The following is a 14,451-nucleotide window of genomic DNA, read 5'->3' on the forward strand; positions in this document are numbered from 1 at the left end:
ACTCCGCTCGAGGAGACAAGTTCTCCTAAATGTCTGGTCGAGCGCAGTTGAGATCTATTTTAATTATGCAATCTTTTATTTCTGATACTATAGAAAACATTTTAAAAAGCACAAAATCTTTTCAAGATGTGGTATTTATACTTCCATCTCAAAGAGCAAAAGTGTTTGTAAAGCAAACCTTTAAAGATAAAATTACGGTTGGTTTTTTACCAGAAATAATTAATGTAGAGCAATTTATAAATAAGGTTTCAGGTATAGAAAAGGCAGATAGCATTCAGTTATTATTTCATTTTTATACCATTTATAAAGGGTTAGAGAAAGAACCTGTAACTTTTGATGTTTTTGCTTCTTGGGCATTTACTGTTATTCAAGATTTTAACGAGATAGATCAGCATTTAATAGAAACTAAAAAGATTTTTATTTACTTAAGAGACATTCAGCGTTTAAAAAAATGGTCTGTAGACGGTGAGTTTACAGAAACCGAGTTAATGAAAGATCATTATTCGTTTTTAGAGAAATTAAATGTGTATTACGATGCTTTTTATCAATTTTTAAAAGAAAAAAAGATAGGATATCAAGGTTTAATTTATAGAGAATCTTGCGATAAAATTGATGAGTTTTTAGAAAAAAATTCATCAAAAAAATTCTTTATTATTGGTTTTAATGCCTTAAACACTGCCGAAGAATTATTGTTTCAGAAAGTTTTAGAAAGTGGTAATTCAGAAATTTATTGGGATATTGATGAAACCTTTTTCAAATCAAATCATCAAGCCGGAAAATTTATTAGAGGTTATAAAAAACAATGGAAATATTACGAGAAAAACGAAATACAAACGTTAGGTACAACATTTTCAGAGCCTAAAAAAATAGAAGTAATTGGGGCATCTAAAAACACGACTCAAATAAAATATGCAGGAGAAATTTTAGAAAAAATTACTGATTTTAAAAATACAGCTTTGGTTTTAGCAGATGAAACTTTGTTGCCAATAACGTTAAATTCTTTGCCTAAAAACATCAATGCAATTAATATTACCATGGGATATCCTTTAAAAGATGTGCCCACAACCAACTTGTTGTTTTCTGTATTTCAGCTATTTATTTCTCAAGAAAAATTGCAAAAAGCAGTTGTAAATGAATTTTATTATAAGGATGTAATTCGGTTTTTAAAACATCAATCTATTTATAAAATAATACCAGATATAGATGCTTTTTCAGACAATATTGCCAAACATAACCAGACGTTTATCAAACAAAAAGACATCTATAAATTATTAGAAAATATAGATGCAGCGTTAAAAGAAGCGCTTATTTCAATTTTTAACGCGTATGCTTCTGTAGATGAATTTATAGATCGGGTTTTAAACTTAATCAATCTTTTAAAAGAAGATGTAAGCGATTTAGAAAGAGAATATTTATTTCGTTTTTACACGACGTTTACGCAATTAAAAACCTTACAAAATGAGTTTAAATACTTCCCTGATTTAAAAACATTAGCACTCTTTTTTAGACAATTAATTTCTTCGGAAAGTTTATCTTTTCAAGGAGAACCTTTAAGAGGTTTACAGTTAATGGGTATGTTAGAAACCCGTGTTTTAGATTTCGAAAACATTATTTTAATTTCTACAAACGAAGGTGTTTTACCCGCAAGTAGTCAACAAAATTCTTTTATTCCTTTTGATGTTAAAGTAGAGTTTGGTTTGCCAACTTACAGAGAAAAAGATGCTATTTTTTCGTATCACTTTTTTAGATTGATGCAGAGAGCCAAAAATGTGTTTATCATTTATAATACAGAACACGATGTTTTAGGAAGTGGAGAGAAAAGCCGTTTTGTTACGCAATTAGAAATGATGCGAACAGACGTTATTCAGAAAACGGTTGCTCCAAAAGTACTGAATCAAAAAGTGGAGTTAAAAGAAATTAAAAAAGATAAAACGGTTTTAGATAAGTTACAAGAATTGGCTGTAAAAGGAATTTCTCCGTCTGCATTAACCAATTATTTATACAACCCAATTTCGTTTTACAAACAGAAAATAATTAAATTAAAAGAGTTTGAAGATGTAGAGGAAACCGTTGCTTATAACACCTTAGGTACTGTTGTTCACGAAACTTTGGACGAACTATACACTCCGTTTGTAGGTAAATTTTTACAAGTAGAGGATATTGATTCGATGGGCAAAAAATCGAAAGATTTGGTGGTGAAACATTTTAAAGAAGCCTTTAAAAACGGAGATATATCTACAGGTAGAAACCGTTTAATTTTTGAAGTAGCCAATCGATTTGTCAATAATTTTTTATCACAAGAAAAAGAATTATTAAAAGATAAAAACAATCAATTAAAGATTCTGGCAACTGAAGAAAATTTATCCGAAGACATAGAAATAGAAGGTATTGAATATCCTATAAAAATACATGGTCAGGTAGATAGAGTAGATGAATTAAATGGTGTGTTACGTATTACAGATTATAAAACAGGTATGGTAAGTAGTGCCGATTTACGTGTTGTAGAATTTGATAAATTAAGAGAAAAAGAGCAGCACAAAGCCATACAGGTATTGTTGTACGCTTATTTATATACTAAAAGTAAAAACTACGATTTTAAGCAACCTTTAGAAGGAGGTATTTATTCTTTTAAAAACCTAAATAGCGGATTTTTATCTGTCAATTTTTCATCAAATTATAGAAAACCAGACGTTGAAATAACGGAAGAAAAGTTAGCAGAGTTTATGGTAGAAATAAAAACCTACATCAAAGAAATGTATACCCTTGATGTAGATTTTATTGAACCAGCAGATTTAAAATACTAGTTTATTTTCCTTTTAAAGTTAATAAAGGAATAGATGTATAAAACTCTTTTTTAAGTACTGTATTTTTTTCCCATAATTTTTTAAAGAAACCTCTTTTACGTCTAAAAACACATAACATATCTGGGTTATGAGTTTTAAAATGCTCTAAAACACCTTGATACGTTGTGGCATTTTCTGTAGTTGTAAGTGTGGTTTGTAGTTCAATTAATCCTTTATCTAAAACTAAATCTTCATCTTTATAACCTACAGTTTTAACTAATAAAGAATTTATTTCTGGATTAAATTTTTCTGCCAAAGTAATTAAAGGGTTTAAAGCTGTTTTACTTTTAATAATACCAGATTTAAATGCTAATAAAATAGATTTTATAGGTTTATAAACATAGCCTTCAGGAATCGTTAAAACAGGTAAATCAGATTTTTTAACCAAGCTACCCGCTGTACTTCCAAGAAAAACACCATGTTTAATAGAATTACTTTTAGCTCCCACAATAATTAAATCTACACCAATTTCATTATCTATAGCCTCAACACTTTCTAGAACTCCTCCTTTAGAAGAAATTAACTTTACATCTACATTTTTTCTATCAACAGCGCTTACCAATGTTTTTAGGTATAATTTTGTTTCACGCTCAATAATTGCAGTCATATTTACCATACTACCCGCTTTAGATTTTGCTTTATATGCCCTAAAAACTAATACGTTTGCATTTATTTCTTCTGCAAAATCAATGGCATATTGTAAAGTGGTAATTGCTTTTTCTGTAGATCCGATTGGGACTAAAATATTTTTCATAATGCTGTATTTAAAGATGCAAAGTTACATATTTTTTTTGGGCGTTACTACAAGGTACTAGCTTTGGGTTTTAAGTACTTGTTTGTATTGCGCTGTAAGCATGTAATTTATCTAGAGTGTATTAGAAAGGCTGTAATCTTTAAGGCAAATCTAGTTACATTTGCAAAATCTAGATATGAAAACAAACATCAGTTTTAAAAACATAAATAAATTAGCAATTCCAGCTTTAATTGCTGGGGTTGCAGAGCCTTTATTATCTATTACAGATACTGCCATTATTGGTAATATTAATGAAAACGCAACCGAAAGTTTAGCGGCAGTAGGAATTGTAGGTGCATTTATATCGATGTTAATTTGGGTTTTTGGGCAAATTAGAAGCGCCATTTCTTCAATTATTTCTCAATATGTTGGTGCCAATAAATTAGATGAAGTAAAAGATTTACCTGCACAAGCCATTGCTATAGTTGTATTAGGCAGTGTATTTGTTTTAGCAATTTCTTATCCATTTGCAAAACAAATTTTTCAATTTTATAATGCATCAGGTATTGTTTTAGAGTATTGTATTACTTATTTTAAAATAAGAATTTTTGGCTTTCCATTCTCACTTTTTGTGTTTGCTGTTTTCGGTATTTTTAGAGGTTTGCAAAACACATATTATCCAATGATAATTGCCATAATAGGAGCCTTGTTAAATGTGTTTTTAGATATTATTTTGGTTTACGGAGTAGAAGGTTACATACCAGCAATGCAAATAGAAGGTGCTGCTTATGCAAGTATTATTGCGCAAGTTGTAATGGCAATTATTGCATTGGTTTTGTTGATGAAAAAAACGCCTATTTCATTAAAATTAAAACTGCCTTTTCATAAAGAAGTTCCTCGTTTGTTGGGGATGATTGGTAACCTTTTTATTAGAACCATTGCTTTAAATGCAGCTTTGTACTTTGCAACTTCTTATGCTACAGATTACGGAAAAGAATACATTGCTGCGTATACTATTGGGATTAATATTTGGTTGTTGGGTGCTTTTATGATCGATGGATATTCGAGTGCAGGCAACATTTTATCTGGTAAACTTTTAGGGGCAAAATCTTATAAATTATTGATAGAATTAAGTAACAAGCTTTTTAAATATGGTTTAATAATGGGCGTAATTATTGCTTTAGTAGGTTTTGTTTTTTACGGTTTCATCGGACAAATTTTCACGAAAGAAATAGCTGTTTTAGAACAGTTTTATAATGTTTTTTGGATTATTTTATTAATGCAACCTATAAACGCAGTTACTTTTATTTTTGACGGAATGTTTAAAGGAATGGGAGAAATGAAATATTTAAGAAACCTACTTATTCTAGCCACCAGTTTGGTTTTTATTCCCACTTTATTGATTTTTGATTATTACGATTTTAAATTAACTGCCATCTGGATTGCCTTTACCCTTTGGATGGTTGCAAGAGGATTGCCATTAATTATTAAGTTTAGAAGTAAGTTTTTACCACTTGCAGAACATGATTAGTTTGCGTTGTCATTGCGAGGAAGGAAGCAATCTCATTAAATATTATACTTTTATTTTTCTCAATAGACTAAAAAGTCTCATTTCGAAATGACATTAAGAATTAAACCTTAACTTTACTAAAAATACATTCATATGAGCACTACAAGACAAAACGGAAGTTTATATACCAATATTCAAAATAGCATTGCAACCATAGAATTTGGGCATCCTGCAAGTAATTCTTTTCCGAGTGAATTGTTAGATAGATTAACAAACGAATTGATTTCTGTAGGAAATAATGCTGCTGTTTCTGTTATTGTTTTAAAGTCTGAAGGAGAAAAAGCATTTTGTGCCGGTGCTTCTTTTGATGAGTTAGTGGCCATTTCAAACTTAGAAGAAGGAAAACAATTTTTCTCTGGTTTTGCAAACGTACTAAATGCCATGAGAACTTGTGGTAAATTAATTATTGGTCGTGTTCAGGGAAAAACAGTGGGTGGTGGAGTAGGTTTAGCTGCTGCTTGCGATTATGTTTTGGCAACAGAAAATGCGGCAATAAAATTATCTGAATTTACAATAGGAATTGGACCTTTTGTAATTGAACCAGCAGTAACTCGTAAAATTGGAGTTTCTGGTACCGCAGAATTAACGTTAGATGCAACCAATTGGAAAAATGCCTATTGGGCTAAAGAAAAAGGTTTGTATGCAAAGGTTTTTGAATCGCAAAAAGAACTGGATGAAGAAGTTGAATTGTTATCAGAAAAATTGGCTTCTTACAATTCTGTAGCTTTATTAGAAATGAAGAAAGCATTGTGGCAAGGAACAGAAAATTGGCCGGATTTATTGGTAGAAAGAGCAGCTGTTTCAGGAGAATTAGTTTTATCAGAATTCACTAAAAAGGCATTGTTAAAATTTAAAAAATAATTTTTTATTACTTCTCAAAACGCTCTAGTTTACAACTATTTTTATCTTTTTTGGGTAAAAGTATCTTTTATAGTTTGGTAATATTTGTTCATATAGTAGTATATGAGTGTCAAACAAGACAATGTAGTACCCAAAATATTTTTAAAATGTCGTTCTTTAATCTTCGCTATTAAAAATGATCTTTATTATGAAAAAAATTCTGAGTATTTCAATATTGTTTTTTATACTTTTTTCTTGTCAAAAAGAAATTATTGAAACTAGTAGGACAAAATTTAGTGAAGTATTAAATACTGATTCAGGAATTAACTTTTCAAATAATATTATAGAAAGTGATACTTTAAACTATTTTACTTTTCCGTACATGTATTTGGGAGGAGGAGTTGCTATAGGAGATATCAATAATGATGGTTTATCTGATATTTATTTTACAGGAAATATGTCTAAAAACAAACTGTATTTAAATAAAGGAAATATGGAATTTGAAGACATTACTGAGTCTGCAAATGTTTCTGGAGATAATAGATGGTATACAGGTGTTACAATGGTAGATATAAATTCTGATGGCTGGTTAGATATTTATGTGTCTGTTTCTGGTATTTCTGGTACTACAGAAAATCAACTTTTTATCAACAATAAAAACAATACTTTTTCAGAAAAAGCAAAAGAATATGGTTTAAATGATGCTTCAACTTCTATTCAAGCTACTTTTTTAGATTACGATAAAGATGGTTTACTAGATGTTTTTGTGGCAAACTATCCGATGGTAAAAGTAAGTATGGGAAACCAATATTACCATCAGAAAATGCAAGAAAATAGATTAGAAGATTCTGGTCATTTGTATAAAAATAATGGTGATAATACTTTTAGTGATGTAACAGAGAAAGCAAATGTTAAAAACTTTGGAATGACATTAGGTATAATGACATCCGATTTTAACAATGATAATTTACCAGACCTTTATTTATCGAATGATTTTAATGTACCTGACTATTTTTATATTAATAATGGAGATGGTACTTTTAAAGAAGTGGTAAAAGAAGCAACAAAACATACGGCAATGTTTGGAATGGGAATTGACGTAGCTGATTTTAATAATGACAAATTATTAGATATTGTGCAATTAGATATGACTCCTGCTGATTATAAAAGATCTAAAACAAATATGGCGAGTATGAATCCTAAGTCTTTTTATGAAGCTGTAGATTTAGGTTTACATTACCAATATATGCAAAATGTCTTGCAAGTTAATAACGGAAATAACAAAAATGGTGTTCCCTTTTATAGCGATGTTTCTAGGTTAACGAATTTAGCAACTACAGATTGGAGTTGGGGAGTTTTATTTGCTGATTTTGATAATGATGGTTTAAAAGATGTTTTTATTACCAACGGTATTAAACGTGATGTGAATAATAATGACGTAAATAAAAGAACGAAGATGACTAGTTTTTCGGACTTTAATAAAACATTAGATTATAAAAGTTACCCAAGTACTCCAATTGATAATTTTATTTTTAGAAACGAAGGAAATTACAAGTTTTCTAAAGCAAATAAAGAGTGGAATATAAGCTATAAAGGTTTCTCTAATGGAGTTTCTTATGGAGATTTAGATAATGATGGAGATTTAGACCTTGTAATTAATAATTTAGATGATGTAGTTTCTGTTATTAAAAACAATACATCTTCTAATTATTTAAGAATTAAATTTAATGGACCAGAAAATAATCCTACAGGTTTGGGAGCTAAGGTTACTTTAAAAAGTAAAGAAGGAAAACAATTTCAAGAGTTTACATTAACTAGAGGGTTTCAATCTAGTGTAGAACCAATAATGCATTTTGGTTTAAACAAAGACACTGTCATTGATACTCTAGAGGTAGTTTGGCCAAATAGTAAAGAACAGGTTTTATATAATGTAGCCATAAATAAAACCATAGATTTAGACTTTAAAGAAGCTGTTTTAAGGCAAAATAAATTAAAAGAAGAATCTCATTTATTTGAAGATATCACATTAAAATCTGGAATAGATTTTAAACATACAGAAGATGTGTATAATGATTTTGCATTAGAACCATTATTGCCTCATAAAAACTCTCAATTAGGACCTGCGTTAGCAGTTGGTGATATTAATAATGATGGATTAGATGATTTTTTTATTGGTAATGCTGCCGGAAATGAATCTTCTATGTACGTTCAGAATACTTCAGGTAGTTTTGATGTTTTAAATGGTCCTTGGCAAGAAGATGCAAATCAAGAGGATACTGGGGCTGTGTTTTTTGATGCAGATGGAGATAATGATTTAGATTTATATGTTGTAAGTGGAGGTAACGATGTTACCAAACCTTTAACTTATTATAAAGATAGATTGTATATAAATACCAAAGATGGTTTTGTTAAAGCCACTGAATCTTTACCAAATATAATTGCAAGTGGATTAGTAGTTACTGCAAATGATTATGATAATGATGGAGACTTAGACCTTTTTGTTGGAGGTAGAATTGTTCCTGGTAAATACCCATTTCCTGCAGAAAGTTATATTTTAAAAAATGAAGGAGGAGTAGATGATGATATTAGATTTGTAAATGTTACTCAAAAAGTATTTCCAGAGCTTTCTAATTTAGGGTTGGTTACTGCAGCTTTATGGGAAGATTTTAATACCGATGGTAAAACAGATTTAATAATTACTGGAGAATGGATGTCAATTCGCTTCTTTGAAAATGACGGAAATAAATTTAAAGAAGTAACTACCGATGTTGGTTTAGAAAGATCTACTGGTTGGTGGAATAGTATAAAAAGGATAGATTACGATAATGATGGAGATATAGATTACGTTGCTGGGAATTTAGGTTTAAATTATAAATATAAAGCTACAGAAAAAGCACCTTTTGAAGTGTATGCCAATGATTTTGATGAAAACGGTACAACAGATATTGTTTTAAGTTATAAGAAAAAAGGTGTTTTATTGCCGTTAAGAGGTAGAGAATGCTCATCACAACAAGTACCAGCAATTAAAAAACGTTTTCAAACTTATGACTTATTTGCAAACGCTACGTTAGAAGATATTTATGGTAAAACGATGTTAGATAAATCTTTGCATTACAAAGCATTTACTTTTGCAAATTCTTGGATAGAAAATAAAGGAGATAATACATATGTTTTACATGAATTACCGCGCAGAGCACAATTTTCTTCTATAAATGATTTTGAAGTTTTAAGTAATCAGAATAAAAACTTACAAATTGTTAGTGGTGGTAATTTATATCAATCTGAAGTTGAGACACCAAGAAATGATGGTGATTATGGTTTAATTATTGAGCCTAATTCTGTAAATAAAATTGTTACATCAAAATCAAATGGTTTTTTTATAAATGGTGAAATTAAAGAAATTGAAACTATTTATATAGGTAAGGACAAAAAGAGGTCTTTATTATTTGCGTTAAATAATGGCAATCTAAAATTATTTGAAGCGCACCCTTTAACAGAAGAAAAGTAATTTGTAGAATATCTCTTTTCTCTTTTTTGTTAAAAACATAATTTTCATACTAGTTTTTTGTTAAACACCTATTTTTAGGGGTCTTTGGTTGCTATTTCCTGAAATTTGACACGATATTACCAAACTTAAACTAGCTAAAACTGTTTCTTTGGAGTGAAGTTTTTGCGAGATTAAAATAGTGTAGACTTCAAAAAAACTAATTCAACAAAATTCAAAACTTTATGAACAGAAAATTATTTTTTAGATTTTTAAAAAATGCATCACTGCTGTTATTGCTGTTTTCAGTAATGAGTATGCAGCATTTAAATGCGCAAACTATAGAAGGAACTGTAGTAGATGTAGATGGTATAACATTACCCGGAGTTAATGTTACAGTAAAAGGAACAACGGTAGGTGCGTCTACAGATTTTGATGGTTTATTTACGATCAAAGCGAAAAAAGGGGACGTTTTAGTGGCCTCTTATTTAGGTTTTAAAGCAAAAGAGGTTACTGTAGGTTCAGAAAAAAAGATTAAAATTGTTTTAGAAGTAAGTACAGAAAGCTTAGAAGAAATTGTAATTGTTGGTTACGGTTCTCAAAAAAGAAAAGATCTTACAGGAGCAGTTTCTACAGTGGGATCTAAGGATATTGAGAATTTAACATTTAACGATCCTGCACAAGCTTTACAAGGTAGAATGGCTGGTGTAAATGTTCAATCTCAAGGGGGTGCCCCAGGTTCTAGTTCTGTAATTACAATTAGAGGTATTGGTACATTATCTGATGCAGGACCTTTATTTGTAATTGATGGTGTTATTACTGGCAACATGAACTCTATAAATCCACAAGATATTGCAAGTATTTCTGTTTTAAAAGATGCTTCTTCTACTGCTATTTATGGTTCTAGAGCAGCAAATGGTGTTGTTATTATAGCAACCAAAAAAGGTAGAAATGGTAAACTAACCGTAGATATAGATACTAGTATCGGTTTTAATAAAATTATTAATACTTTAGATTGGGCTAATGCAAGACAATATGCAGATATTGTAAATAAAGCAGATGATAATGATGGTAGAGAGAGGTCTCCGGCAAATGACACTCAGTTTAATCCAGACAACACAAGTGATCTTTATGGAGAGTCTATTAGAACATCAATAGTAAAAAACACAAATGTTAGACTAGCTGGAGGAACAGATAATTTATTATACAGTCTTTCTTTAAATCAATTTGATAATGATGGTATTGTAAAATATTCAGATTTTGGTAGAACTACAGTAAGAGCAAATGGTTCTTTTATCCGAGGAAAATTTCGTCTAGATAATACTATTGGTTTAACAAGAACAATTAACAATCCAAATCCATACTTTAATAAAGAAAGAAATCTAATTCCTACAATAAGTTTAAAAGATGCAGATGGAAATTGGAATTCATCTGATATTGAACCGGGTTCTGCATTAGCTTCTTATTACGGTCCTGGAACAATAATTAATGAATTAGGAGCTGCTGCACTTCAGGATAGAACAGTAACAAAAAATAATATTTTAGGTAGTTTAGCTGCTTCTTATGAAATATTAGAAGGATTAACATATAAAATAAATCTTGGTTTAGAATCTTCTACAAATAATAATTACGAGTTTACGCCAGAAGATCAGCTTTTTAAAGACGGTGGTCTTAAACAGTTTTCTGAGTTAAGAGAAAGTAATACTAATTTCTTATCAACTTTAGTAGAGCACACTTTAAACTACAAAAAAACTTTTGGAAAACATTCTATAGATCTTCTTGCAGGATATACAGAACAAAAAAACAATACAAGGCAATTGGGTATAGAAGCTAGAAAATTTCCTTCTAACAGTATTCGTATCGCTTCTGCTGCAGAAGAATTAAGTAATGCGCCTTCATATGATGTAACATCTGCAATTCAATCTTATTTTGGAAGAGTCAATTATTCTTATGATGATAGATATTTAATTACTGCAACTTTACGTAAAGATGGTTCGTCTCTTTTTAGAGAAAATCTAAGATGGGGTACTTTTCCTTCTATGGCTTTAGCTTGGAATGTAAGTAACGAAGATTTTATGGCAAATGTTGAAGCTATTACCGATATAAAATTTAGAGTAAGTTATGGTGAAATTGGTTCTAATAACGTTAGTATCTATGCAATAGATCCAGAACTAAACTTATTTAGTGAGTATGTTTTAGGAGAAACACCTTCTAGAGTAACTGGTTACTCTATTACTAAAGGTGTAAATCCTAATATTTTTTGGGAAACAACTAAAACATTAGATATTGGTTTAGATTTTAGAGCATTAAATAATAAGTTAAATGTTACTATGGATTATTTTGTTAAAAAATCTGAAGACATCTTAGTAAATATTCAACTTCCTTTATATACAGGATTTGAAAACGCAATTCCTTTTAATGCCGCAAGTGTAGAAAATAAAGGTTTCGAATTAGTAGCAAGTTATGGTGATGCTATTGGAGATGATTTCTCATTTAATGTTTCTGGTAATATTTCTGTATTAGATAATAATGTTACAAGTTTAGGAGGTTCTACACCAATTCGTCAAGGAAGTTTTACTTCCAATACTTTAAATGCTACTAAAACAGATGTGGGGCAACCAATTGGTTCTTTCTTTGGATATGTAACAGATGGTATTTATCAAACAGATGCAGAGGCAACTGCTGCGAATGATGCTACAGGAAGTCCTATAGCAGGTGATATTAAATTTAAAGATATAGATGGAGACGGAGATATTGATGTGGATGACCAAACATATTTAGGAACCCCGATACCAACTTTTGAGTATGGTTTTAATTTAAGTGCAAACTATAAACAATTTGATCTTAGTTTATTATTTAACGGAGTTACTGGTAATTCAATATTAAACGGAACAAAATATAGAGGTTATTTTGATAATGAAGGAAATTATTTTGCAGATGCTTTAAATGGATGGTCTCCAACAAATACAAATTCAGAAATACCTAGAAATACAAAGTCAGACAATGGTGCTAATAAGAGAATGTCTGATTTTTATGTAGAAAACGGAGCTTATTTTAGGTTAAGAAATGCACAAGTAGGGTATAACTTTACGAAAGATGTTTTAGAGAAAATAAAAATCAGTAAACTTAGATTATATGTAACTGCTACAAATTTATTTACAATAACAGATTATACAGGTTATTATCCTGAAGTAGGTAGAAATAGTAGAGGTGGTTCTAGAAAAATATTTAATGCAGGTGTAGATGAAGGTAGTTACCCAACTCCAAGAACATTTCAACTTGGAGTACAAGTTTCTTTTTAAATTTTAAATTTTATAAAAAAATGAAAAAAAATAAAAAAATAGTAAAAATAAGTTTAGCGCTATTTGCAATTTGTATACTCAACATACAATGTAATGAAGACGTTTTAAACCAACCCAATCCTAATGCATTAACGCCAGACTCTTTTTGGCAGACAGAAGAGGATGCTGAGAAAGGAATTATTGGAGCTTACAGTCCGTTTTCTAATATTTTATATTATTCTAGATTTGAAGTTTTTTTATCAGATTATAGAGATGATGTAATAAATGGTAATGGGACTTCTGATAGAACTCAAGTTAGTTACTTTAATACAGATCCTGCAGGAAATCCGGTTAAATGGGTTTGGCAAGCAATGTATCAAGGTGTTACAAGAGCAAATGAAGTATTGTTTAGAGTTCCTAATATAGAGATGGACCAACAAAAAAAGGATGCTATTCTTGGAGAAGCTCATTTTATTAGAGCCTTTAATTATTTTAACCTGTTAAATAACTGGAAAAATATACCATTACTTGAAATTCCATTTTCAGAAATCGAAGACCCATTATCTATTGTGCAAGCAACTCCAGAACAAGTATGGGAACTAATAGAATCAGATTTAAAAAAAGCACAAAGTATGTTACCTACTTCTTGGCCAGCAGATCAAAAAGGTAGAGCAACTTCTGGTGCAGCAACAGGTTATTTAGGAAAAGCTTTATTGTATCAACAAAAATATGGAGATGCAAAAACAGAGTTTGCTAAAATTATGGGAGGTTCTTACAAGCTAATGGATAATTATGCACATAATTTTACAGAAGAATTTGAAAACAATGCAGAATCATTATTTGAAATTCAATTAATAGCAGATGGAAATGCTGGTTGGGGGGGAGATGGACCTGGAAAAGGAAAAGGATCTGGTTATCAGCCAGATTTTGCTCCTGCAGGTTTTACAAATCAAGATGGTATGGAAGTTAACCAATGGGCTATAGATTTATTTTTAGATGAAAAAACAATAAACAATGAAATAGATCCAAGAGCTTATACAACCTTCTTTTTTAATACTACAGAAACGACTACTTATAAAGGAGAGGTGTTAGAACCAAAAACGTATGGAAACCAAAGGTATGACGAAGTTTATAAATCAACAGAAACAACAGTTTATGGAAATAAATATACAGATTGGGCTTTTAATGGTTTAAGTCAGGCTTTAGCCGAAGGTTGGCATGGTGCAGGTAACAACTTAAGAATGTTACGTTATGCAGATGTTTTACTAATGTTTGCAGAGGCAGATTTGTTAGATGATAATAGTTTATCTTCAGAGGGGTTAGAGGCACTAAATAAAGTACGTAGAAGAGTAGATATGCCAGAGTTTACAAGTGCTACGATGCAAGACATAGAAGATGAAAGAGTAAAGGAATTAACTTTTGAACGTACAAGGTATTTTGATTTATTAAGATGGGGCAAAGTTGTTGAAAGAATAGTTAACAACCCTAGCTTAAAATCTAATAGTGCTGGTACTGGAGCCTATAAACCAGGTAGAGAGTACATTGCTATACCTCAAAATGAGTTAGACCAAAACCCTAACTTAAAGCAAAATGAAGGATACTAATAGATTGTTTTGAATTATTATTTGTTTGAATGGGAAAGTGATTCAAGGTTTATCCTTGGGTCACTTTTTTTATTCAATTTATATTTATACTTTTTA

7 protein-coding genes are annotated in these 14,451 nt (G+C 30.2%); 6 read left to right on the forward strand and 1 reads right to left on the reverse strand.

Going from position 1 to position 14,451, the window contains the following annotated elements:
- The first annotated feature begins 65 nt into the window (after window positions 1-65).
- Complete coding sequence (locus WHD07_RS12475; RefSeq protein ID WP_343328673.1) at window positions 66-2,804, forward strand: PD-(D/E)XK nuclease family protein; 2,739 nt, start codon at window positions 66-68, stop codon at window positions 2,802-2,804.
- A 1-nt stretch (window position 2,805) separates the two neighbouring features.
- On the opposite strand, the gene WHD07_RS12480 is transcribed toward WHD07_RS12475, so the two are convergent.
- Window positions 2,806-3,597, reverse strand: coding sequence for a universal stress protein (locus WHD07_RS12480; RefSeq protein ID WP_343328674.1), 792 nt, complete (start codon window positions 3,595-3,597; stop codon window positions 2,806-2,808).
- A 175-nt stretch (window positions 3,598-3,772) separates the two neighbouring features.
- Between WHD07_RS12480 and WHD07_RS12485 the strand changes: the two genes are divergently transcribed.
- From WHD07_RS12485 to WHD07_RS12505, 5 genes are all read left to right on the forward strand, one after another.
- A complete protein-coding gene (locus WHD07_RS12485) occupies window positions 3,773-5,107 on the forward strand; it encodes an MATE family efflux transporter (protein ID WP_343328675.1) in 1,335 nt (444 codons plus the stop codon).
- 132 nt (window positions 5,108-5,239) lie between these two features.
- Window positions 5,240-6,007, forward strand: coding sequence for an enoyl-CoA hydratase/isomerase family protein (locus tag WHD07_RS12490; protein ID WP_343328676.1), 768 nt, complete (start codon window positions 5,240-5,242; stop codon window positions 6,005-6,007).
- 187 nt (window positions 6,008-6,194) lie between these two features.
- Window positions 6,195-9,494 carry a VCBS repeat-containing protein gene (locus WHD07_RS12495; RefSeq protein WP_343328677.1) on the forward strand — a complete coding sequence of 1,100 codons (3,300 nt, stop codon included), beginning with the start codon at window positions 6,195-6,197 and terminating at the stop codon, window positions 9,492-9,494.
- A gap of 221 nt (window positions 9,495-9,715) precedes the next feature.
- On the forward strand, window positions 9,716-12,772 hold the full coding sequence (locus WHD07_RS12500; protein WP_343328678.1) for a TonB-dependent receptor: 3,057 nt from the start codon (window positions 9,716-9,718) through the stop codon (window positions 12,770-12,772).
- A gap of 20 nt (window positions 12,773-12,792) precedes the next feature.
- On the forward strand, window positions 12,793-14,355 hold the full coding sequence (locus WHD07_RS12505; RefSeq protein WP_343328679.1) for a RagB/SusD family nutrient uptake outer membrane protein: 1,563 nt from the start codon (window positions 12,793-12,795) through the stop codon (window positions 14,353-14,355).
- Window positions 14,356-14,451: the final 96 nt, after the last annotated feature.

This window comes from Polaribacter staleyi, from assembly GCF_038024045.1.
Taxonomy (GTDB): Bacteria; Bacteroidota; Bacteroidia; order Flavobacteriales; family Flavobacteriaceae; genus Polaribacter; species Polaribacter butkevichii.

Coding starts and splice junctions, on each gene's coding strand:
- WHD07_RS12495 (WP_343328677.1), top strand. CDS start 6,195: ATGAAAAAAATTCTGAGTATTTCAATATTGTTTTTTATACTTTTTTCT.
- WHD07_RS12480 (WP_343328674.1), bottom strand. CDS start 3,597: ATGAAAAATATTTTAGTCCCAATCGGATCTACAGAAAAAGCAATTACC.
- WHD07_RS12505 (WP_343328679.1), top strand. CDS start 12,793: ATGAAAAAAAATAAAAAAATAGTAAAAATAAGTTTAGCGCTATTTGCA.
- WHD07_RS12475 (WP_343328673.1), top strand. CDS start 66: ATGCAATCTTTTATTTCTGATACTATAGAAAACATTTTAAAAAGCACA.
- WHD07_RS12485 (WP_343328675.1), top strand. CDS start 3,773: ATGAAAACAAACATCAGTTTTAAAAACATAAATAAATTAGCAATTCCA.
- WHD07_RS12500 (WP_343328678.1), top strand. CDS start 9,716: ATGAACAGAAAATTATTTTTTAGATTTTTAAAAAATGCATCACTGCTG.
- WHD07_RS12490 (WP_343328676.1), top strand. CDS start 5,240: ATGAGCACTACAAGACAAAACGGAAGTTTATATACCAATATTCAAAAT.